Raw genomic sequence first — 20,970 nt, forward strand, 5'->3', positions numbered from 1 at the left:
TGAATTGTGTGGGTGAAGGGTTATGTATCAGCTTGAAGGTTGGTTTTTGTTGTTTATTTTATTTTGGGTTGTTGTGCTGGTAGGTTTATTCGCGATTGGCGGATATTTTATGTTCCGCAAGTTTTTGAAAAAGCTGCCTAAGAACGATGGCAAATCGGATATGGATTGGGAAGAGTATTATGTGAATGAGACGCGGCATTTATGGCCGAATGATCAGAAGGCATTGCTGGAGGATTTGGTCAGCCCGGTTCCTGAGTTGTTCAGGGATGTGGCGAGACATAAAATTGCCGGGAAGATCGGTGAGCTTGCGTTGGAGGAGAAAGCGGACAAGATCACACAGGAACTTGTCATCCGGGGTTATATCCTGGCAACTCCAAAACGTGACCATAAATTTTTACGCAAAAAGCTCTCTGAATTGCAAATCAGCACTAGACCATTTGAGAGTTTGTTTTAAAACTGCCTTTTATTTATAACGGGTTCGGTTTTAGGAGGGAAAACCTGAAATCACACGGTATTCAGCACCCGAAATAGCATGAGGATTAGCATACTAATTCGCACCGCTTTTAGCGGTGTTTTTTTTTCATAATAAAACTCAGTTCATTGTTGAACTGAGCTAATAAGTTATTCCGTTATATCTCCCGATTGCGGAATAAGTATAGTCACCTGTTTATTCTCTTTGCAATTAAAAAAATAACGAATATACCAATACTGAGTAGACCTAAAAAATTTACAGCTATATCTGAGAAAGTAAATTCTCCTTCATTTTTATTACCTTTTGAATTGCCATCATTACTGCCGCCATATGTGTACTCTTTTTCTCTTACAGCCTTTATATATTTCCCTTTCTCATCTTCAACCGCTATTGATTCATCTGTACTGATACCTTTAATCGAATAATATTTAGTCCCTTTTCTATAAACATTTGAGAAGTTTCCAGGGTGCTGTTCCATGTCTGAATACTTCGTAACCTGCCCGATTTCCTTATCTATTTCTGTTACATACTCATCTTTAACAACATAAACATAATCATTCCAAACAAGAAACTTGTGGACCCATTTAGTTGCAAATGATGTATTTGGATATATGAAAGAACATAAAAAAATAACGAATAGTAATAAAGAAAAAATCTGCTTAATTTTTATATAAATGCCCCCTTTTTAAAATAAGACGAAATAATTGGTCTGCCCTTTAATGGAATATCCATTATTTACAATAGTATCAATAAAAAAACATGCTAGAGAGGTTCAGTGAGTAGTTATATAGATATAACAAAATGTGAATTAACAGGTATTTTAACACCTAAATTGGAACCGCATTTTTTAACTGGACAATGGTTATTGTCTACATGCTGATTAGAGTGCTAAAGGAAGTGCTAATCCATCACAAACTGAATATAAAAACTGGTATACCAACAAAAAAACAGGTCTAATTCTTATGCGAATAAGCCTGCCATTTTATGTGCTATTTGTTATTTTCTCTCCTTAAACTGAACCCCTAATTTTATCAAGGCAGTTTTTTCTTCTTTTTCCGCTTCTTAAACAGCTTGAAAACATCATCATTCTTAGTCAGGATAATGACTTTGTCTTTATATGGTTTCATCAATCTGATTGCTTCCACGAGATTGTTCCCGTCATAACGATGATTCCATTTTAACAACTTGAGAAGTGTCTTGAGATTCTCTTTCCTCGGGGAAGCAGCCAGCTTTACTTTTCTCAGGAGGAATCGCTTCACAATTCTCCAATCCCTCACGTACACATTCGTTTTAAGCACAAATATGTAATCAGCCTGCCGGAAGCTCTCCTCCAGCCAGCTGTAGTAAACTCCTTCGATAATCCATTTTTCCTGAGATAAAACTTGGGCGAGTTTTTCCGTTCTTTTAGCCGGAGGTGTTTGCGAGCCGAAAAATTCTGACTCATGATCCCAGAACAAGTTGTCCAGATCCTGCTTTGGCAGCCCGAGCATTTTCGATAGTTCCCCTGCTATGTATGACTTCCCGCTCCCCGGTCCGCCGATAATATGAATTTTCGTCACTGTCTTCCACCCTGTTCAATCTTTATCAAGATCATTATCAAAAACTGATGGTGTTCGCTCTTCGTTGATTCCTAACCTGGCTTTAATGACAGCCATATCTCTCATTATTATTCTAGTATTGATCCAGGCACCGACTGCCGCCAAAACAGCAAGACCTAGTATGATTGCTACCCAAATATTGTTAACGGTCACATAATCACCTCAATTCCAATTTTACCACATTCTAGCAAGTTTCTTCCGTAAAAAAATGATAGAATAACTAAGGAGGTGGGAATATGTACTGGGAAACTCTTTCGGTCTGGTTTTGGATTGGTTACTACTTATTTATCTTAACGATTTTTACAACAGCGGTTTTCAGTGTGATTAAAAAAAGAAGAACGGCTATGTCCATGATCGCTATCCTTTTGACGATTTCTGTTCCGATGGTCAGTTTGATAAACAGCATCGGCAGGCCAGTCGATACAAATGAATTCGAATTTTTAGCAGCGCAATTAAAGCACGGTGCGCTTTGGGCAATCTTTACTCTTGCCGGCTATGCATACATGTTGTATTGGTTCGTTTCGTTCTTTGTGAAAAAAAACTAGTTTCAGCAGCTGAAACTAGTTTTTACCCTCTTTCCCTCTTTTAGCAGCTGCCTCAGCCCGCATCGCCTTCGCTTCAAACACATTCCCAACAATCAGCAATATCACCCCGATGATCATCAACACTATGACAATCCCATGAGAAATCGCCGTAAGATAACCCATCCCCTTCATAAACAGCGGCACAAGGAAAACAGCGAGACCAAAGGCTTTCAGTAAAATAGCGTAATGCTTCAAGGACATCCCTTCTCCTCCTGTCTGAAATTAAGTGGTTTTATCATTGTATTGACCTGAGGACGCCAATATTCGTCAAAAGTTCAATATTTTTGATTTAATAAAATAGTATCATTAGGATGGATATCAATTTTTAATAGTGAGGATGTAATGAATGGCTTTTAAAGAGAGAATGGAACCTATGGTCCTGACGAAACTAAGGATTTTGAAAAAACGAATGAAGCTCACGGAGGAAGAAAACAGGTATTTCAATTCATTGGATAAAGGATATAAAGGAGAGGTCAAATTTGATCTGCTGACAGAGAAACTAACAAATAGCTGCCTCATTTTAAACGAACTATTGTTTGAAGTAGAAAAAACCACATTCCAGATCGATTCGTTGATTATCTTCGCCGAAACCATGGATGTTTTCGAAATAAAGAATAACTCTGGAGATTACATTTACAAAGCAGACGGTCTGACATCAACCACCACGAGTACCGTCATCAAAAACCCTCTCGACCAACTCAATCGCAGCAAAATCTTATATAAAAAACTACTTAATCAAATAGGCTATAACCTTTAAAGCTTTTGTCGTATTCGTAAATCCCGAATTCACACTTTATCAGACACCAACCGATCTCCCCTTCATTTTTCCCACACAACTAAAAAGACTCTTCAACGAACTCAGTTCACAGCAAGGGAAAATAAACACTGGTCATAAAAAACTTGCAACCAAACTCGTTGAACTGCATCAGACAGATTCATCCTTCAATAAATTGCCACCCTACGACTACAATCAGCTGAAGAAGGGAATCACCTGCAGAGAATGCGATTCTTTTTCGGTGACGGCAACACAACATAAGTATTTAGTATGTAATGCTTGTGGGAGCAAAGAGTTGGTTGAAAGTGCTGTTATGCGATCAGTAGCTGAATTTAAATTACTATATCCAGATCGAGATATAACATCTAACACCATCAATGAATGGTGTGCGGCAATTGAATCCAGCAAACGAATTAGAAGGATCCTAGGTAAAAACTTAAAAACTACAGGTTGTAAACAATGGACAAAGTATTATTAAAATTATTTATATGAATCAATTAATCTTGCTTTTTTGACATTTTGAACCTCAATCACGGACATTTTTCTCGGAATTCCCTCCATTTCTGTCCGTCATCGCTTTGATGACGGACACTTTTCTCGAGGTTCCTACTAGTACTGTCCGTCATTGCCTTGATGACGGACATTTTTCTCGGGTTTCCTTCCATATCTGTCCGTCATTGCCTTGATGACGGACATTTTTCTCGAGTTTCCTTCCAGTACTGTCCGTCATTACCTTGATGACGGACATTTTTCTCGGGTTTCCTTCCAGTACTGTCCGTCATTACCTTGATGACGGACATTTTTCTCGGGTTTCCCTCCATTTCTGTCCGTCATTACCTTGATGACGGACAGTTTTCTCAGGTTTCCTTCCATATCTGTCCGTCATCGTCTTGATGACAGACATTTTTCTCGAGATACCTACTAGTACTGTCCGTCATTGCCTTGATGACGTACATTTTTCTAGTGTTTCCTTCCATATTTGTCCGTCATCGCCATGAAAAATTACTTTTTTTATATGCATATTAGTTTTATACCAAAAAAATAAGCAACCGGCCCCACCTTCGCCGATTGCCTTGATAGCCACACTTGCTATCCTGCCTAGTATTTATATTAATAGATAAATATAAAGGTCATTGCCGTAATTTGTTAAAGCTTTGTTAAAGCAGATAGAAATGGGTACAGACCAATAAGAAATTAATGATGACTTTGTAGACCATTGTCAACACTCCTTATTTTGAGAGTTCCCTTACACTTCTACGTTACCATAGCATTGTTAAGCTGGATTAAAGAAATTCGACTAATTTGTAAACTTTTTCACGGTAACCCCTTTTGCTATATGGCTATTTCCCTCGTACCTCCGGGATTACCCTTAAACACACTTATGTAATAATCTTCTTCCGGAAAATCGCCTACATATTCGAATCCATTCTCCAAATAAAAGCTCTTCAATTTTTCATTCCCTGCCCAGCAATCTAAATACAGAGGATCTTTTGCATTTTCCAGGACCCACGAAGCAATCACCGAACCAAATCCTTTTCCCTGATATTCCGGATGAATGGCTATCTGAAATAAATACTTGCTGCCGACATTTACTTTGAATTCCCCTATATGATAAACATCTCGGATTCCAAATGTCCCAATCACAGCCCCGTCAACTGAAACCACGTGTAAAGTCTCCATCTGAGCCTCAAGTTTTCCTTTATCCCATGGATATTCCCACTGGTTGATTCCCTTTTCCCTTAAATCTAATGAAACTGAATTTAATAAAGTAAGGATCTCCTCCAAGTCGTCCGAAGTCGCTGCCCTAATTTCCATCCTGTCACTCTCCAGCCTTCGTACATGCAAACATCAAAACCAACGGAATTCTCATCCGCCGCTCATACTCATCCAGGCTGCTGAAGATTTCGCGTCTTGGCGTCCCTTCTCTCAGGTCATCTACCTTGAAACCCGCTTGCAGCAATAGCTGGAAATACTCTTCGACTGTCCGATGGTATTTAATTACCTTTTTGCCAATCCAAGGTTCAGGGCGCTCTCCCTGGTTAAAATAATCATCGATAATCCAGTCTGTTCTCCTGCCGGAACCCTCTGCGCTTTTCGTGGAGGATGTGAGTACGGGGTGCTGAACGCTTATAACAAAGCTTCCTCCGGGCACCAGTGTGTCATAAACCTTCTTGAAAATACTGGCTAAATCGGCTATATAATGCATCGCAAACCTGGAAAGAACTATATCAAATTGTCCAGGCAGTGCCTCCCATTCTTCCATTGAAGTTAGTTGCACTTTACCTACTGTACCTTCCAGATTCAAAACAGCGGCTCGTGCCATGTTCTCCGACCCTTCGAGCCCAACATATGAGGAACTGCCTCGCTCCAGCAGTTCAACCCCAATCCCTGCATCACCGCATCCTAAATCCAAAACCCTTTTCCCCAAAACATTTCCTAGCAGCTCAAGCAAGATTGGTTTTTCGATTACGTTGTTCGGGCTTTCTGGCCGGTTTCTTCGCTCCATGTAATTCTTAAAAAATTCACCTTCATCATATACCGATGCACCTCTGAACTCCATCCGATTACCTCCAGCATCTAAAGATTCGCAAATCTTCAATATTTTAACATAAATACAAAACAAAGCAATAAAAAAATAAGACAACGCAGCAACGTTGTCCTTAATTCTTAACTGGAATATGTATCTCTACTTCCTCTTCAAACTCCCCTGGATGATACACTTCAATAATTTTATGTGCAGGTGTATCCCGCTGATAACTCTGCTCAGCAACCCATCGGTCTAACGTTGAGTACAAGCTCCCCATTTCACTGCTCTTTCCCTTAATCACGGCGTATGCATGATTAAAATGAAGGTACTCCATCCCCTCTGGCAAGTTCTCCATCTTTTTACTCACCAGCATACCAACATAAAAGCTGCCTTCTTCATGATGCTCATCCACTTTTGGCTCATAAACCGCCACTTCAATGCCTGTACTATGCTCAATTTGATCTGCACGCTGTAAAAATTGCTGCGCAGCTTGAGGCACGAGTTCAGCATAATCCCTAAAGAGTCCAGTATTTTTCATACCAGCTACTAAAAATTCCTTTGTTACTAAATGGCACATCAACATTCCCCCTTAAGGTTTACTTCTATAGTTCACCCTTGTTCAGTTTTTTTGAAGAGATGGTCTAGCCATTCTCAAAACTCAATCCTCATACCTTTTCTTCGGAGCCCAGTCACCGCTTCCTCCTGGCAATAATTCAAACAATGACCAAATGCTGCAATAATCGTCTCCAGGTCCAAAAGAAGCCTTAGTGTAATGCTTTATTGCTCCATCTTCTTCTTTTAATAAAATCGAGACGCCAGGCCAATTGCTGGATTCTTTCTTAAAACCAAGGTCTTCCTTAAAAGTAGTATCCTTTGTTGACACACTGCTGAAGGTCCAGCCTCTATCCTTTGAAAAATCAGCTAATGCCTGATAATCATCCGGACTGGCTAGAACAAACGCTGCTCTATTTTCAAGGTGCTTCGTAAATCCATTGAATCCGTCAGCCCAGAGAGTACAATAAGAGCATGACTGCCCCATATTATGAATAACGATTAATTCCTTTTTCTCACCGAACAACTCACTCAAATGGACCTTTTCACCTTCGGTTGTCGTGAATGTATAATCCTCAACTGTAAAAGCAGGGTGCTGTTTTCTTAGAGCAGCCAGTTCTTCCTTTACCCGAGTCAGTTCATTCTCTTTTGCCTCAATTTCCTGTTCTAATTGTTTAATAGATTGCATTTAATTTTCTCCCCTTTTTCCTCACAAATTAAAATGATCCTTAACACGCTTCGCAACATCAGCAGCACTCAAATTGGTGTTATTGATTTTCAAATAGTTCTCTCTTTGAATCTCACCAACAAAAGAATTCAAACGATATCGGTCCATTGATTTCACCAAATCCCGCTCGGACCACTCCAAATTCCTTTTAGTCGGTTTATGTTCAAGACGGTGAGGGGACTTGTTTCTCTGAAGCCTTTCATCTAGATCTGCCTCCAGTTCAACAAAATAAACGGTTCCACCTTGCGATTCGAAAATCCGGCATACACTATCGATGTATTCCCAGTCAGCTTTGAGGTCAAATGCCCAGACAAAGGTAAAGATCATTCCGTATTGATCACTTTTGGCCATGGCCTCGAAGATTTCCTTGCGAAAAAGTGCAACAAGCCGTTTTCCTTCTTTCGTACCGTAATCAAAAAACGGATTCACCAAGTCAATCGTCATATGGTTATGGAAAAGCTTTAACTCCGTAATCTTCTCAAGTTCATGGCCGACCGTCATCTTACCGACCGCCTGCGGGCCAAAAATTAAAACAAACTTCATAAGTCCTCCTTAAACTCCTTGCTCAGCTCACTCCAGACATCAAATTTATTCCCGTCCAGGTCATAAAATACAAAGTTCCGGCCAGCATGTCCCCTGTTTTCGATGTCACCCACACTGATTCCTCTTTCTTTAAAATCAGCATGCATTGAAATTAAAGCATTTAAGCCATCCACTTCATATGTAAGTATAAATCGCTCTACACCGCTTGCATCGAAAAAATTAGAGCTTTGGTTTATAGACTTTACCAAAAACAAGCTTATGTTTGCTATGTCGAGGATTGCTTTGTCATCTTCAAGATAATTCACTTGTGCCTCAAGCTTATCGGAATACCACTCTGATGAGAGTGCTGGATCACTAACAGGAACATAAATCGTCCCCACTCTAAGTAACTTATTTCTCATCGCGTCTCCACCCTTCTAAAATAAAATTCTCCACTTCCGCTCTTTTCCCTTCCTATCTATCTATTATTTCTCCCAAACAAATGATAAAATCCAATAAATGGAAGGTGGGAAATTTATGAAAAAGTTTTTAATCATCCTAGCTACATCGTTATCACTCGCTGGTTGTTCAAATGAAGAACCTGACCCTAAAATGGAATTGCTGGTCAAAGAAAACAAACTGCTGCATGAAAAACTGGAAGAAAGACCGCCTCTTAGTGCACACGAGCTGAGGGAAACAATGAATCTATCGATGAAAGCAATGAATGCCATGGTTCAAAAGGATTTCCAATACCTTGAATCCATTGCAGATTCAACCGTCATAATCAACAAAGAAACTGGCTCTTTTCAATTTGAAAATGGAGATCACCAGGACTTCCTCCAATCGATTGACTACAGCAAGCTCGAATATTGTGCTCACATTTTTCAGGATGACATCATTACTGTAACTTTCGCACAGCCCCCTGCAGAGTATTATTTCGAATTCACCATTAAGGAAGACAAATTATTACTGCGTTCATTTCTTACAAATTAAAAACGAGGCGCTTCTGATAAGAAGTGCCTCATTCTTTTCTTATAAAGTACAGATGCCATCTAATAAAAACGAATGCAATTATGTAGTAAAAAATTGAGTACACAGGCTGCCATCCAGTGTAATTAATAAACTTGACTTTGACCATAAAAAGCTCAAACAATATGGTGAAAACCAGCCATGCTACTGTGTAAAAAATATATGGCTTAAGCCTTTTTGGCATGAAGTTCAAATATATGATCCCGAATGAAGCACCCAGTGTTAGCTCGATGAAATGTACAGATAGTTGAACACCAGGCCCATTTAATTCATATAACTTAAAGTGCAAATCTAACATGACATCGGTGCTCAGATTAACCAGCGCAATGACAAACCATGTTATGTAAATTTCCCTTCCAGTCAATCGCTTTGGCATGAACCAAATTATCAGAAGGTTAACGGCCAATGCAAAGTATGGCGCCCAGTACAAATTAATAACCACCTTTATTGTTCAGACGATTATTTTTAAGCTCAAGCCAGCGAATCCATTTATAGAATCCTAATAATGATAGCAGAAGCATTGGATCGACGATTGCGGAATACTCAATTTTCCACCATCCATAATGGAAGTATCCCCATGGCTCGGGAAGCAAGGCAGCTAACTCATAAAGCAATATGAGGATAACAAAGGCCAACAAAACCAAAATTCTTTTTATCAGGCTTTTTCCAAAAGGAAACCAATTTAAAAATAGTATGTTTACAGGCGGGATCAGGGCGGTTCGCGGAATCAATCCTGCCCAGTCTACTCCCTGAGTAAAATACCAATAACTCTGGTACTTAAACTCAACGATTAAATCAAAAAGCAACTGAAATGCAATCGTGAATGTCCAAATTTGCACAACCTGGCTGGGTGTCAGTCTTTTATTTATTTTAAAAGCAAGCAGATTAAAAACCAGCACTGATAAAAGAAGTATGATCATATGCAAAACCCTTTACATTTGATTCACTTATCGTTCCCTTTGATTCTTTCCCTCAGGCTCTCTAATTCTTCGATGGATAGGTCACTAAGGGATTTCTTAATTTCCTCTTCAATCACTTTCCTGTTTCTCTCACGATATTGATCCCACCAATCTCGCAAGCCCTCTGTATTATTCAATAAGTACTCAATATCGATGACCTCTACTTCATCATCTGAAAGATAATTCAACACTGAAGCCAGCAGCCGATTTAAATTTTCAATTTCATCCTTATTTCCGTCCTTAGGATGTTCAGTTTCTTTTGTTTCTGACTCTTCAGGGTTCGCAGCTGATTTACGCGGCAAGGTCTCACCTACTTTTGTCATTTGTACTAGTATTGCCCTAACCCTTACCAAAATTATGTATTTATGTATTTTAGCCATAAAAAATAGAGCTGCTCATGCAACTCTAATAACTTTAACGAAATCGGTTAAATCCTAAATATCTTGTACCCTGGAATTGAAGATCCCCGTGATCTCCTTCAACAAGCTGCCCATATTCCTGGCCATTCACCTGTAATTCAAGCCTGTCTCCGCTTTCGAATTCAAACGTTACGTAATATAGGCTGTGAGCATTTGTTTCCCCGCCACCACGGACACTCGTTCTTTTTGTTACCACTCTTGCATTTGAATTCAGCCGCGGTGCGTGATTATTTTTGCTCCAAGTCCCGATGCTTTTAATGATTGTAAAAATGATGAATCCAAAAACCAAAATGAAAATTGCTCCCATAAAAAGCGGGCCGAATTGAAATAAAAAATCTCCTGACCCGTCATTCATAAAACCACCAGGCACTTCTGTCATGCATCCCAACCTCCTTAAAACCAGATACAAATTGAAGGACATCCAGTTTTTGTATATTATGATTTACGAACAAATCAGGAAAAAGATTCATTTTTTTCCACCGTATCCCAAAGTTCCACATCTACATGCTTAGGATCAGTCCAGCTATGGAAAATTTCCAAGTGCCATTTATCTGTCAACCGTTGATACTGGTTCAGTTCAATCCAGCTATGTAAATGATCATATGCCTCTCTAATTTTAGTATTAGCTCCCTTATGCCTATAAACCGCGTATGTCTGAGCCGGGATTGTTAACGTAACCATATCGGAAGGAATTTCTTCAAACTCCGATACCTTTGCACACACCCAATAGCCATCCTCTTTGTCGGTCCTGCAATCAACAACAAATACACCGAACTGCAAATTTGGGCTAAGCACATTTTTGATTTCTCCAAGCCGCATACTTAACTGTTCCGATGCTCTCGGAATCTCAACAATATATTGGTCACCAGCACATAGGACGCGAAATCCCACAAACTTCAGATTACCAAGCTGAATTATTTCACCCATATTTACAGTTACCTCCTTTTTCTTACTACACACTTTCTATAGGGTTGTTGAAATGCCTGCATAGAAAGTGTATAAAGCCACCAATACGCGTTGCCAATAAAGTCATGTACTCCAAAATTATAATTCAAAATGATAAATAAACATTTCCCCCTGGCTCCCCATTGCTCGGATTCCTTGATCAATGAACCCGCCTTTCTTATATACGTTTTGTGCAACAAGGTTAGCATGATTCACAGCCAGTATGATTTCACTCTTCTCTGGAAAGTGTTCTTTTACAAATGAAGGCAATAATCTCATTGAATCCTTCGCGATTCCTTTCCCTTGATAGGCCACATTTATTGAATAAGCTCTTAACAGTAAGGCGTTTTTGTTATCGCAGAATGCCTTGACGCCTTCCCACCCATGAAGAACAAAAAATCCGGCAGGCTGCGTTCCATATAAAATGACAATCGGATTGCGGTCGGGTTCTATTTCGCATTTTTCCAAAGCATTTAAAGGGAGGGCAGTGTATTTCATCTGGTCATCTAACAAACTGTAATTCTCCAGCGAGCTTTTATGTTCTGGCTTATAAAATTGTAAAGAAACGGTTTTTCTAGCCATTTGGCACTCCCCTAGTATTTAAGATTCCATTATGTAACTTTAATCGACACACTGTCTTCTTTATCCTCTTCATGATTCCATGTAACCTGGATTTCGAAAATCCCTTCTTGAAAAAATAAAGGTAACCTTCTCATAATAGACTCCTGCATGGGAAGGTGAAAAGCATCTTCAATATTGACCCAAACCGCTTTTCCTTCGGGTCCGTCCTCGATTAGTTCGCCTTCGAAATATTCTGTGATGTAGTTAAAAATCATGTATCTATCCTTAGCTGCAGGGTTCACGTATTCATATAGACCTTTGTACTTTAAATTCCATACATTTAATCCTGTTTCCTCTTTCACCTCTCTCATCGCACTTTCTACGATACTTTCTGGGAACATTACTTTTCCGCCTGGCGGAATGTACCCTTTGAAGTCGTCGTGTTGCCGATCGAGCAACAATACTTGATTTCCATTTCTAATCATGCAAACTGTCCATATTTTATAATTTATCGAGCTACTCATCATTTCCCCTCATTTTCATTCCTTCTTAATTACGGTTGTTCTTGTTGATGCTGGATAGATGAATCCAACTAATCCTTCGCCATCCACTCACTTCCTGCATATACTTCTTAATAGGCTATAATCACTTACTTAGAAAAAAGCTGACAAGGAGAGAGACGATTGCGAAATGAACAGAATACAACGAGAATTTTGCCTGCACCTTCTCGCTGGGGGATTGACGCAGAAATCGCTGGGAAACCAATAGTCAGGGGAACAATCACCATCAACTCCATTACAGGAAATAAACTAATTGGAACAGCAGATTTTCGCGGGGCACCTATTCCTATCCAGGGAACCTGGGATGAAAAAACAAAACAAGTCAGATTTGATTCACCTTATGCAACTTTTGCCGGCAATCTAACCATCTATGATGATGCAGCAATCAAAGTCCGGCATCTTGTGCTAAGTGGACGGTTCACAATGAAACCACCTTCCTTACAAGCTGGCCAGTCTGGAAATTGGATCGCAACAACCGATAGAGCTCTCACGGGTCCCGCAATTCACACTGGAGGCATACCGCCAGCGGGTGTCTTTTTAACTTCTGACTTGCTATACAACAGCCAAGGAAGATATTACAGCAGATATTACTGGTGAAATGCTTAACATTAATCTTCAGATCCTATCAATCTGAAGGTTATGCAACCCTTAAACAGGACAACCACTTAAGTCACTCACTAACGATTCCGATAATAAATTTCATTTTCTTTAGGCTCTTTGATACCCTCTTAAACCCTTCTTTTGTATCAAAAATCCATACTGTTTTTCCGATCCAAATTCTGATATACAGCGATTGGAACTTTATCGGTCCCCTTACCCCTTTTTCTTCAAACTCACTTCCATCTTCTTGTTCAACTTCCGTCCGGACCAACCAGGTATTCCCTATACCGAATTCAATGAACCTCACTGATGCTTATCCATTAAAGCTGTAATCATATGAATTCTCTCCTTCATTTCTTCTTCTTTTATGTATTCAAAGAATCCAATCTGATTCCCCCATGGATCGGAAAAAGTAGCCCATTTCACAGGAACTTCCTCTCGCCAAAAAATCTCAAAGGGATCCACCTCCAATTCTTTTACCATTCTTGTTCTCTCTGATTCAATTGATTCAACACCTAGCCGAAGCGGACCACTGCAATCAGAAGGCATTCCCTCAGCAATCTGGAGCCAGCACCCAGGCAGCAGCTCCCACTCTGCAAACCCTTCATGAGGGATAACATCTGGCTTTTTATGTAATAGAGTCTTATACCATTTTAATGCTTCATTGAAATCCGTTACCCTCACCTGATAAGTCATTTCGTAAATCACTTATTGCTCATCTCCTTCATGATTATCATTAAAAAACTTTTTTCCATTAAAAATTTCGAGCCTCTCATTCATTACAATTAAATCATGGTAAAATAATACAAATAGATAAATTGAGAGGTGTACCTTTTGACGAGACCCAGAGCATTCGCTGCTATTATTAAAAACAATCAAATCCTGATGACCAAACATGTATACCCAGATAGAACTTTCTGGACACTGCCCGGTGGTGGCCTTGAAAAAGGTGAAACATTTGAAGAAGCTGTTATCCGTGAGGTAAAAGAAGAAGTGAATCTCGAAGTAGAAGTTGTTGACTATCTATTTTCTGGTCACTATAGCGGCGGTGAAGAACGATGCTTTTTAGTACGTCCTATAAATGACGAAGTTCCACGGTTGGGCTATGATCCTGAACTTGGCAACGAACAAACATTAAAAGAAATTAAGTGGCATTCTCTTGATTCGATGCAAGATGATTTACATGTCTCACGAGTGCTGGAAGCTCTGAAAATTACGATTATGTAAAAAGAAGTTAATTCCTTAATAAGGCAGCCTTTGCATGATGCTGCCTTAACTTCTAATCATTTTTAAGCCTTATTCCTCACCATTAGCAGCTAGCGCCATATAAGTTTCAGGAGTTAACTCTTCACTTTCAATTACCACCGCAGTTAACCCTTTTTCCGTCTTCGTTTCATGCCATTCACCTTTTTCCCAAAACACGGCCACGCCAGGCTCCACTTTATGATATTCGTCTGTTTCTCCTCTAACAAAGCCTTCGCCATTCACAATTAACAAAAGCTGCGGCATAGTCGCCTGATGCAAACCTATGATCCCGTCCTTTTCTAGGTACATAAAACCAATATGGGTAGCATTTGTCGTTCTAATGATGCGCGACATCATAAAGTCCGAATCGAATTTTGTGATTTTCATTCCGCTCTTCTTTTTAAAAGTGTAAAATTCCACCCTCTCACCCCTTATATAGTATATTGCTTTACAATCACTTGTTGCGGTGTCACTGGCAATTCACTAAGCGACGTCCTGATAAACTCTGGATAAAGCCGAATATTTTCAAGCTGGTTGATCGGAACCCATTGGTAAATCAGCCTCTCGCCTTCTTCTCCAAAGAATCCCCCGGTTCGAAAATTGAATTTCCCGTTAACCGGAGATACCTTATAATACAAACCAATTTCATGAAACTTTCTCTCCTTATAGTCAAAAAAGTTTTCAGTGAACCATAGCAGGCGATCTACCTTCACATCCATCCCCAACTCTTCTTTTACTTCCCGTACAATGCTAGTTTGTGAATCTTCAAGGATTTCCACTCTCCCGCCCGGCAATGCCCAGTGCTCATCTTTCGCCTGTTTATGAATAAGAACATGATTATCTGCAATCATGATTGCTGCTACTCGATAATTAAAAACGGTCTTTTCCAGGTAAAAGGTTGCATCCATTTTGTAACCACCCATCATTTATAAAATCTTTAATTCTCTTGCCAATTTTGATTTCTTAAAGCCCTTTTGGCGCTTCAATTCCTTCCATTCATCAATCGTTTGATAGGAAAGCCGGACATAATAATAGTTTATATGTTCAACCATCGCAAAAAGGAAGAGAAATATAAACCAATAAATTTCAATTGGTCTAGTAACAATTTGATAAACTAATATTAATACCCCTATTATAATGAACCAGGTGTTTACTCTCTTGAGAACTGAAAATGTTCGAAGTTTTTGGACGGGCAAGTGTGAAAAATCGTTCCGTTTAACTTGTGTCCATTTTAAATACCAGTAATAACTTCCCTGCAGCAGGATAAATTCCAGCAAAGCAAATGCAAATAAAGAAGAGTAAGAGGTTAAGTAAGGTTCTGCCCAATCATAAAGCTGAATGTAAAGAATCCACATGAAAGCAAAGGTGATAACGGCAAACAATTCGCCAGTGTATAAATTAAATAACTTCCGATTTAGTCGTTTCTGCATTTCTAAACAGACCTCAGTACAAATTGCTTCATGAGATTTTTGATCATTGGGTGTAGCTGGTCAGGCAATTCTTTCAACTTGAAGAAACGAGCTTCAGTGGTTTCCACTCCATCTGCCTTCAAAACCCCGCCTAAGATTTCCTTCGTAATGTATGCAACTGTTACAGAGTAAAATTCGTCTCCATTCGGAAGCTTCACGTAATGCTGTTTCCCTGAAAAAACGCCTACAAGCTCAAACTTTCCAGTTTCCAGCCCGGTTTCTTCCAAAACTTCTCTTCTTCCAGCCTCTTCAGTCGATTCACCTAATTCGATAAACCCGCCCGGAACGCCCCATTGGCCATCCATTCTTTTTTGCAGTAAAAATTCTCCCGCTTCATTAACGACCGCCACAGCAACTCCCACTAGAATAATGGGCTGGTTACCTACAACTTTACGCAATTCCTCTATGTATCCCATATTCCCCTCCTGAATTTCTGATAGATAAACACAATTCGACAGCATTCCAGAATTCCCTTCATTTTCCTGAAAAAGAACAAGCGTTTCTTTTAGTTGATAAGAAACGCTTCAGGAACTAGGGCTATTAATTTCTCACCACGTTTCTTATAAGCAAGTAAATAAGCCTTTAACTCTTCTTCATTACCTGATTCTAGTATTGATATTGTAGCTTTAACAAAATTCCAGTTCATACATCCCGATAGCCATAGAAGAGAGGTAAGCCGCTCGTAATCATCTTTCCGAAGAAAATCAATAGCCTTATACCCTTGTAAAAATGCCTTCGTAACTTCAGGCGACATTTCTGAGGACTCTAAACCCTCTGTTCGGGAATACCATTTTATCAGCCATGCAAGCCCCTCAATTCGATCCCCATACCCAATTGATTCAAAATCGACAATCCCGATAATGTTCTTGTCATCATCCCACAAGATATTTAATGGATTTAAATCGGATTGAATGATGAAGTCCATAGTCTCCGTCCGGGCAATTGCAATATGCTTTTCAGCTAACTCGATATATTCCAACAATAATGTATAATCTTTTATTGCGGTCGACATAATCTTGTTATGCAAGTGCTCTGCAAATTGTTCGTACCCTATCAGGTGGGATTTTTTTGTGAAGACTGAGCTCTTAAAAGCACTAGCAATGTCATGAAACTGCCTTGCCATTTTTCCGAATTCCCTGGCCATGTCCTGATCACAGTGAGTAATATGATGCCCTTCTATCCATTCAAACAAGATAAAACGGTAATTTTCCTCTTCCCACTTGATCTTTGTATAGGAATTGCCCTCTTTGGAAGATACGAACCTCATGAATGGAATACCCTTATCCACTATGTAACGACAAAACTTTGTTTGTTCTAATAAAACTTCGTCTGTTATTTCTCCAAAAACATTGTTCGGAGACCTGTTTTCTTTCAAGAATCTTGCCGAGTATGCTTTTCCACCTGCCAGAATTTTATAATGAAGATCTTGGCTCCAACTCGGAAGTTCTTTTTCAATTAATAATGAATGCTGACAAAGATTGTAAGCATCAAGAGCTCTCTCCACGATTTGTTGGGTCATTATTAATTCCTCTTTATAGGTTAAAGTTTTTGAGAAAGCCAAAAAAGTCTACCAAAAAGCATTCTTCCTTTATAGTTGACGGCCTAAAATGACGATAACAGGACTAATAATAATTAATATTTTCATTTTGAAATTACAATGACGCTGCACAATGCGAAATAACCTTGAATTCACACCTGCAGCTGTTTTCCAGCAGAGAATAGATTTCATCAAAAACAAAGTAATGTTCATCGTGATCCCAATCATCCAAACTATTCATTCTGCATGTCTCCATCTGCTGCCTTGTTTGGAATGCAATGTCCCCGATTAGTATTTTCCCTTCATCGTTGAGCAATGGCAGCAACTGTTGGATAAATGTCACTTTATCCTCCTTAGTCAAATGATGCAATGCATACGTACTTATAATGAAGTTATACTTCTTATCCTTAACCCGATCTGGAAGCCCATTTGCAATATCCCATTCTATCAAGTTAGCATCAGGCATTTTTGGCTGGGCTAACTCAATCATCCTTGAGGAAAAATCGATTCCATCGATTAGATGCCCTTTTTCATAGAGCATAGAAGTAAGCACACCTGTCCCAAAGCCAATATCCAAGACACAGGATTGCTCCTTCTCCATTACATCATTAAAAATTGAATTTAATATTACTTTATATCCAGCAAAGGGATATACATTATTATCTTCACTAACTTGAACAGTCTGATCATAGCCATCTGCCCATAAATCAAAGCCTTGTTTATTCAACAAGAAAGTTCCTCCTTTGAAATAGCCATACTATTTTAAGGTTCATTTCATCATTTTTATTGAGTCATTGTATGATAATAACTTGCAATCGCTTCATCAAATTCAGGAAGAGTTTGGCCTGTAATTAACTCCAATGCCTTATAAAAATCCCCAGTTTCTTTCGTCTTACCAATTAATTCTGTTACCACATTCTCTCCGTGCTTTTGAATTAAATAGTTGACCGTGAAATAACTTTGCATATAAGGGTCGGCTTTTGTTGTAAGACGGGCTTCCTGAAAATCATTACCCCAGCTGATACTTCCTAACGGGACTGTTTCATATTGAAAGGAGTCGAAATGAACTTCTGTTTTGTCGTTTCCTACAAATTCAGCAACTCCTTCAACGAACCATTCTGGTAAGGAATCACTGCTCATCTTCTCTTTCTCCAACTTTCGGAAGGTCGCATAATGAGCATATTCATGCAAAATTTTCTTTTGGAAAAAATATAATGGAGTTTCATTCTCCTCGAGGATTCCTTCTAGACTTTCATCATCTACATTAATACCAATGAGTCTATCAAAATTCGAATAAAAGCCTGCAACCCCATCTATATCTGATAGTTGTTCCAGTTTATCTCTATCCATAAAGATAAAATCAATTGGCTTCTCATCGAACTCTCCTACTACCTCAATTACTTTTTCATCTGCCCATTTCAGTGTTTCAATAGTCTGGGGAATTAGTTCCTTGTTCTCTTCCTGATAGTAAATTGAAACATGATTATGATCCTGCTTCAGGCTCTTATTTTTAAGCTCTTTTTCTAATTCACTGTCATAATCCAATGAGATCATCGTTATGAACGTAGCAAATAATGATGTATTACCATCTGTCTTCGCATTCAATTCCTTCTGAAATGTTTTGATAACACCAATCGCAGAAACTAGAAAAATGATGAGTATGACACCAAAAACTAACAACCATAATTTAATTCTTGCATAAGCTCTGTCGCTCATTTCTTTCCTCATTTCATCTGACTATCTAATTATTTTCAAATTTCAGACTTCCCACGATAGTATTCTTGTGTTCCCGGCTGAGGCAATGCGCTTTTTTATAAAGCGGATTCTCTTTGCCCTTGTTCAGTTCACCAACAAATTTAATGACAACTTTTCCTTTTAACTGGTTCCATAACTGATTCAATTCGTTTATGTATTGTTTAACAGTGTTTAACAGGACCTTGAAAGGATTTCACATCGATGGAAAATCCGGTTGTCCATGCTTTTTGGTCGGTTAGAATGATGGCTTTTTTATATTTTTTCTTTTTAACTAGCTTTAAAGCATCGAGGATTGCCAGCAGTTCACTTACAATCGGCTGGGTGGTTTCAATATTTCTTACCGATGAATAACCTGTTGCAGTTTTTCTATTTTTGACTACTACCATCCCAGTACCAGCAGTCCCATTTTTAAAAATGTAAGACCCATCAACTACAATGAACGGTACTTCAGCCGGGATATGATCACAAAGCGGCATCAGCATATTTTTCACCGTCGGCGTGGCCGCAGCGTTTACCCCTTTACGATAAAAATCAAGGATGTCCTGGACATGGTAAAAGTCCCTTTCACCTACCAGCTGAAAAGGAAGACCATTCTTCTTCAGGTTGACTAATCGTTCTTTTGGAATTCTTAGCGTAGAAAGTATGATTTCTTGAGTAACATACTCATCAAGACCCCTGCCTTTCTTGTCGCGAAACTCCTTCTCTAATCTCTCCTGTGTCGGGATGTATGTCTTGAGCCATTCTATTACCTCGGTTTCCAGGAATCTGTATTCGTTTCCAATCAAATAATGAGGCATGCCATCTTTTAGGCAGGCATTCAGCTGGGATTTTGACATTTTCGTTTTGCCTATCAACTCGCCCCTGAGCAGTAAAGGTCCGGGGCAATCTTCAAAGTTTTCGTTGTCATTTTGCACCTGCATTCTATTAAATCCTTCATTACAATCATACCATTCCACAAAATGTAATAATATCCATTTCCTTCATACAAAATCGAAAATAGGTCCTTATATCCAAAAAAAATCTCCTCGCCAAAAGGCAAGGAGATTCCATTAAACCATATTCGTATTAGCTGGACCGCTATGCAGTTCGTTATGCAGCTTCTTGAACTGCACATACATCGCAATGCGCCAAGGAACAATCATTCCAAAAGCCAGGATCCAGAACATGCCGCTCAGCTCACCGACATCGATGGTACTGCTCAGCACGAGCTTCGCAATGACCCGGACAATCAATAGACCAATCAAGATAAAAACAAATGCCTTTGACCTCTTAAGGTAAATATCCTGATTGCGAATTTCGAATTTCGACGTTTTAATCAGCAGGATGGAGAAAAGGATTCCTACTGTCAACGCCTCAATAATTTGAAGATAATGCACCCTGAACATAGGGAAAATGAACATAAGCGCGCCTGTGCTCATAAAGATGGGCGGCAAAATGATTTTCTTGGCTGATGCCGGTTTTTTGGCAGCTTTCATCCTCATGAACGTTACGAAGATCGCCATTCCGACTGCTCCAACAGTTGATGCCAGAACATAATTCATTCTATATTTCATCCCTTATTATTAGATTTCCACTATCATTATAAAGAAAAAAAGCCATTTAAGATAGCTCTTAAATGGCCATTTTTTATCTTAGTACTCTTGATACCGAATCAACTACCTGTGAAGAATCGAATGGCTTGACGATGAAATCCTTTGCACCTGCTTCGATTGCATCTACTACCATCTTCTGCTGGCCCATTGCCGAGCACATGATGATTTTTGCATCCTTGAAATCCTTTTTGATTTCTTTTACAGCATCCAGCCCGCTCATTTCTGGCATCGTAATATCCATTGTCACTAAATCGGGTTTCAACTCACGATACAGCCTGACAGCTTCACGTCCGTTTTCTGCTTCCCCTACGATTTCGTGGTCCGCCTTCTTCAGAATATTGGTTAAGGTGATTCTCATAAATTTTGCGTCGTCAACTATCAAAATTCTGGCCATCGCTGTATATCCTCCCCGACAATCACAACAATTATATAAATCTGTTAAAATTACCCTTCACATACTATATAACTATATTTGAAGCTTATTTTCAATGTAAAGACACCGACAAAATTCTTATTTTTAAAAACCCCAATTACAAAACATT

The 20,970-nt window shown here is 39.2% G+C and carries 35 protein-coding genes; 6 read left to right on the plus strand and 29 right to left on the minus strand.

The window, feature by feature from the left end:
* The first annotated feature begins 22 nt into the window (after nt 1-22).
* Nucleotides 23-454, plus strand: a complete 432-nt coding sequence (locus ACXAEA_RS14420) for a DUF2621 domain-containing protein (protein WP_475096576.1) — start codon at nt 23-25, stop codon at nt 452-454.
* A 205-nt stretch (nt 455-659) separates the two neighbouring features.
* Here ACXAEA_RS14420 and ACXAEA_RS14425 read toward each other — a convergent pair whose 3' ends face one another.
* From ACXAEA_RS14425 to ACXAEA_RS14435, 3 genes are all read right to left on the minus strand, one after another.
* Complete coding sequence (locus tag ACXAEA_RS14425) at nt 660-950, minus strand: hypothetical protein (protein WP_475096577.1); 291 nt, start codon at nt 948-950, stop codon at nt 660-662.
* A 553-nt stretch (nt 951-1,503) separates the two neighbouring features.
* Nucleotides 1,504-2,031, minus strand: coding sequence for an AAA family ATPase (locus ACXAEA_RS14430; protein ID WP_475096578.1), 528 nt, complete (start codon nt 2,029-2,031; stop codon nt 1,504-1,506).
* 15 nt (nt 2,032-2,046) lie between these two features.
* The gene (locus ACXAEA_RS14435) at nt 2,047-2,223 is read right to left on the minus strand and encodes a hypothetical protein (RefSeq protein ID WP_475096579.1); all 177 of its coding nucleotides are present in this window, start codon (nt 2,221-2,223) and stop codon (nt 2,047-2,049) included.
* A gap of 83 nt (nt 2,224-2,306) precedes the next feature.
* Here ACXAEA_RS14435 and ACXAEA_RS14440 point away from each other — a divergent pair, with 83 nt between their 5' ends.
* Nucleotides 2,307-2,615, plus strand: a complete 309-nt coding sequence (locus ACXAEA_RS14440; protein WP_475096580.1) for a hypothetical protein — start codon at nt 2,307-2,309, stop codon at nt 2,613-2,615.
* 15 nt (nt 2,616-2,630) lie between these two features.
* Here ACXAEA_RS14440 and ACXAEA_RS14445 read toward each other — a convergent pair whose 3' ends face one another.
* Nucleotides 2,631-2,855, minus strand: coding sequence for a hypothetical protein (locus ACXAEA_RS14445; protein ID WP_475096581.1), 225 nt, complete (start codon nt 2,853-2,855; stop codon nt 2,631-2,633).
* 145 nt (nt 2,856-3,000) lie between these two features.
* Between ACXAEA_RS14445 and ACXAEA_RS14450 the strand changes: the two genes are divergently transcribed.
* Entirely contained in the window at nt 3,001-3,411 is a 411-nt protein-coding gene (locus ACXAEA_RS14450; protein WP_475096582.1) for a nuclease-related domain-containing protein, read from the plus strand.
* A 1,350-nt stretch (nt 3,412-4,761) separates the two neighbouring features.
* On the opposite strand, the gene ACXAEA_RS14455 is transcribed toward ACXAEA_RS14450, so the two are convergent.
* The 6 genes from ACXAEA_RS14455 to ACXAEA_RS14480 form a co-directional block, all read right to left on the minus strand.
* Nucleotides 4,762-5,244, minus strand: coding sequence for a GNAT family N-acetyltransferase (locus tag ACXAEA_RS14455; protein ID WP_475096583.1), 483 nt, complete (start codon nt 5,242-5,244; stop codon nt 4,762-4,764).
* A 4-nt stretch (nt 5,245-5,248) separates the two neighbouring features.
* Nucleotides 5,249-5,989: a class I SAM-dependent methyltransferase gene (locus tag ACXAEA_RS14460; protein ID WP_475096584.1), complete on the minus strand. Its 741-nt coding sequence runs from the start codon at nt 5,987-5,989 to the stop codon at nt 5,249-5,251.
* 100 nt (nt 5,990-6,089) lie between these two features.
* The gene (locus ACXAEA_RS14465; RefSeq protein WP_475096585.1) at nt 6,090-6,533 is read right to left on the minus strand and encodes a GyrI-like domain-containing protein; all 444 of its coding nucleotides are present in this window, start codon (nt 6,531-6,533) and stop codon (nt 6,090-6,092) included.
* An 81-nt stretch (nt 6,534-6,614) separates the two neighbouring features.
* Nucleotides 6,615-7,196: a DUF899 family protein gene (locus tag ACXAEA_RS14470; RefSeq protein ID WP_475096586.1), complete on the minus strand. Its 582-nt coding sequence runs from the start codon at nt 7,194-7,196 to the stop codon at nt 6,615-6,617.
* A gap of 21 nt (nt 7,197-7,217) precedes the next feature.
* Nucleotides 7,218-7,778 carry an AAA family ATPase gene (locus tag ACXAEA_RS14475; protein ID WP_475096587.1) on the minus strand — a complete coding sequence of 187 codons (561 nt, stop codon included), beginning with the start codon at nt 7,776-7,778 and terminating at the stop codon, nt 7,218-7,220.
* Nucleotides 7,775-8,179 carry a VOC family protein gene (locus ACXAEA_RS14480; RefSeq protein ID WP_475096588.1) on the minus strand — a complete coding sequence of 135 codons (405 nt, stop codon included), beginning with the start codon at nt 8,177-8,179 and terminating at the stop codon, nt 7,775-7,777. The genes ACXAEA_RS14475 and ACXAEA_RS14480 overlap by 4 nt, the downstream gene beginning before the upstream one ends.
* A 115-nt stretch (nt 8,180-8,294) precedes the next feature.
* Between ACXAEA_RS14480 and ACXAEA_RS14485 the strand changes: the two genes are divergently transcribed.
* Complete coding sequence (locus ACXAEA_RS14485) at nt 8,295-8,750, plus strand: putative periplasmic lipoprotein (RefSeq protein ID WP_475096589.1); 456 nt, start codon at nt 8,295-8,297, stop codon at nt 8,748-8,750.
* A 28-nt stretch (nt 8,751-8,778) separates the two neighbouring features.
* Here ACXAEA_RS14485 and ACXAEA_RS14490 read toward each other — a convergent pair whose 3' ends face one another.
* The 7 genes from ACXAEA_RS14490 to ACXAEA_RS14520 all read right to left on the minus strand — a co-directional run bounded on the left by ACXAEA_RS14490 (nt 8,779) and on the right by ACXAEA_RS14520 (nt 12,194).
* A complete protein-coding gene (locus ACXAEA_RS14490; RefSeq protein ID WP_475096590.1) occupies nt 8,779-9,216 on the minus strand; it encodes a hypothetical protein in 438 nt (145 codons plus the stop codon).
* A gap of 1 nt (nt 9,217) precedes the next feature.
* Nucleotides 9,218-9,706, minus strand: coding sequence for a hypothetical protein (locus ACXAEA_RS14495; RefSeq protein ID WP_475096591.1), 489 nt, complete (start codon nt 9,704-9,706; stop codon nt 9,218-9,220).
* A gap of 23 nt (nt 9,707-9,729) precedes the next feature.
* Nucleotides 9,730-10,125, minus strand: a complete 396-nt coding sequence (locus tag ACXAEA_RS14500; protein WP_475096592.1) for a hypothetical protein — start codon at nt 10,123-10,125, stop codon at nt 9,730-9,732.
* Between the two features lie 34 nt (nt 10,126-10,159).
* Nucleotides 10,160-10,543 (minus strand): DUF2500 domain-containing protein, encoded by a 384-nt coding sequence (locus ACXAEA_RS14505; protein ID WP_475096593.1) that lies wholly within the window; start codon nt 10,541-10,543, stop codon nt 10,160-10,162.
* A 74-nt stretch (nt 10,544-10,617) separates the two neighbouring features.
* A complete protein-coding gene (locus ACXAEA_RS14510) occupies nt 10,618-11,091 on the minus strand; it encodes a GyrI-like domain-containing protein (RefSeq protein ID WP_475096594.1) in 474 nt (157 codons plus the stop codon).
* A gap of 117 nt (nt 11,092-11,208) precedes the next feature.
* Complete coding sequence (locus ACXAEA_RS14515) at nt 11,209-11,691, minus strand: GNAT family N-acetyltransferase (RefSeq protein WP_475096595.1); 483 nt, start codon at nt 11,689-11,691, stop codon at nt 11,209-11,211.
* 29 nt (nt 11,692-11,720) lie between these two features.
* Entirely contained in the window at nt 11,721-12,194 is a 474-nt protein-coding gene (locus ACXAEA_RS14520; protein WP_475096596.1) for an NUDIX domain-containing protein, read from the minus strand.
* A gap of 159 nt (nt 12,195-12,353) precedes the next feature.
* Here ACXAEA_RS14520 and ACXAEA_RS14525 point away from each other — a divergent pair, with 159 nt between their 5' ends.
* Complete coding sequence (locus tag ACXAEA_RS14525; RefSeq protein WP_475096597.1) at nt 12,354-12,827, plus strand: hypothetical protein; 474 nt, start codon at nt 12,354-12,356, stop codon at nt 12,825-12,827.
* Between the two features lie 73 nt (nt 12,828-12,900).
* Here the strand turns inward: ACXAEA_RS14525 and ACXAEA_RS14530 are convergent, their stop codons facing one another.
* Both ACXAEA_RS14530 and ACXAEA_RS14535 read right to left on the minus strand, forming a co-directional pair.
* Entirely contained in the window at nt 12,901-13,137 is a 237-nt protein-coding gene (locus ACXAEA_RS14530) for a DUF3977 family protein (protein WP_475096598.1), read from the minus strand.
* Nucleotides 13,134-13,538 (minus strand): VOC family protein, encoded by a 405-nt coding sequence (locus ACXAEA_RS14535; RefSeq protein ID WP_475096599.1) that lies wholly within the window; start codon nt 13,536-13,538, stop codon nt 13,134-13,136. The genes ACXAEA_RS14530 and ACXAEA_RS14535 overlap by 4 nt, the downstream gene beginning before the upstream one ends.
* A gap of 126 nt (nt 13,539-13,664) precedes the next feature.
* Between ACXAEA_RS14535 and ACXAEA_RS14540 the strand changes: the two genes are divergently transcribed.
* Entirely contained in the window at nt 13,665-14,057 is a 393-nt protein-coding gene (locus tag ACXAEA_RS14540) for an NUDIX hydrolase (RefSeq protein ID WP_475096600.1), read from the plus strand.
* Between the two features lie 69 nt (nt 14,058-14,126).
* Here ACXAEA_RS14540 and ACXAEA_RS14545 read toward each other — a convergent pair whose 3' ends face one another.
* The 10 genes from ACXAEA_RS14545 to ACXAEA_RS14590 form a co-directional block, all read right to left on the minus strand.
* Complete coding sequence (locus tag ACXAEA_RS14545) at nt 14,127-14,495, minus strand: cupin (protein ID WP_475096601.1); 369 nt, start codon at nt 14,493-14,495, stop codon at nt 14,127-14,129.
* Between the two features lie 11 nt (nt 14,496-14,506).
* Nucleotides 14,507-14,983 (minus strand): NUDIX hydrolase, encoded by a 477-nt coding sequence (locus ACXAEA_RS14550; RefSeq protein WP_475096602.1) that lies wholly within the window; start codon nt 14,981-14,983, stop codon nt 14,507-14,509.
* A gap of 18 nt (nt 14,984-15,001) precedes the next feature.
* Nucleotides 15,002-15,505 carry a hypothetical protein gene (locus ACXAEA_RS14555; protein ID WP_475096603.1) on the minus strand — a complete coding sequence of 168 codons (504 nt, stop codon included), beginning with the start codon at nt 15,503-15,505 and terminating at the stop codon, nt 15,002-15,004.
* Between the two features lie 2 nt (nt 15,506-15,507).
* On the minus strand, nt 15,508-15,960 hold the full coding sequence (locus ACXAEA_RS14560) for an NUDIX hydrolase (protein WP_475096604.1): 453 nt from the start codon (nt 15,958-15,960) through the stop codon (nt 15,508-15,510).
* A gap of 89 nt (nt 15,961-16,049) precedes the next feature.
* A complete protein-coding gene (locus ACXAEA_RS14565) occupies nt 16,050-17,063 on the minus strand; it encodes a phosphotransferase enzyme family protein (RefSeq protein ID WP_475098133.1) in 1,014 nt (337 codons plus the stop codon).
* A 133-nt stretch (nt 17,064-17,196) separates the two neighbouring features.
* Nucleotides 17,197-17,811: a class I SAM-dependent methyltransferase gene (locus ACXAEA_RS14570; protein ID WP_475096605.1), complete on the minus strand. Its 615-nt coding sequence runs from the start codon at nt 17,809-17,811 to the stop codon at nt 17,197-17,199.
* A gap of 53 nt (nt 17,812-17,864) precedes the next feature.
* On the minus strand, nt 17,865-18,797 hold the full coding sequence (locus ACXAEA_RS14575; RefSeq protein WP_475096606.1) for a collagenase: 933 nt from the start codon (nt 18,795-18,797) through the stop codon (nt 17,865-17,867).
* A gap of 200 nt (nt 18,798-18,997) precedes the next feature.
* Nucleotides 18,998-19,756, minus strand: a complete 759-nt coding sequence (locus ACXAEA_RS14580) for a reverse transcriptase-like protein (protein WP_475096607.1) — start codon at nt 19,754-19,756, stop codon at nt 18,998-19,000.
* 129 nt (nt 19,757-19,885) lie between these two features.
* Nucleotides 19,886-20,377: a CcdC family protein gene (locus ACXAEA_RS14585; RefSeq protein ID WP_475096608.1), complete on the minus strand. Its 492-nt coding sequence runs from the start codon at nt 20,375-20,377 to the stop codon at nt 19,886-19,888.
* Nucleotides 20,378-20,462: 85 nt separating this feature from the next.
* Entirely contained in the window at nt 20,463-20,822 is a 360-nt protein-coding gene (locus ACXAEA_RS14590) for a response regulator (RefSeq protein ID WP_475096609.1), read from the minus strand.
* Nucleotides 20,823-20,970: the final 148 nt, after the last annotated feature.

It is taken from the genome of Mesobacillus sp. ABV4_180, from assembly GCF_056158485.1.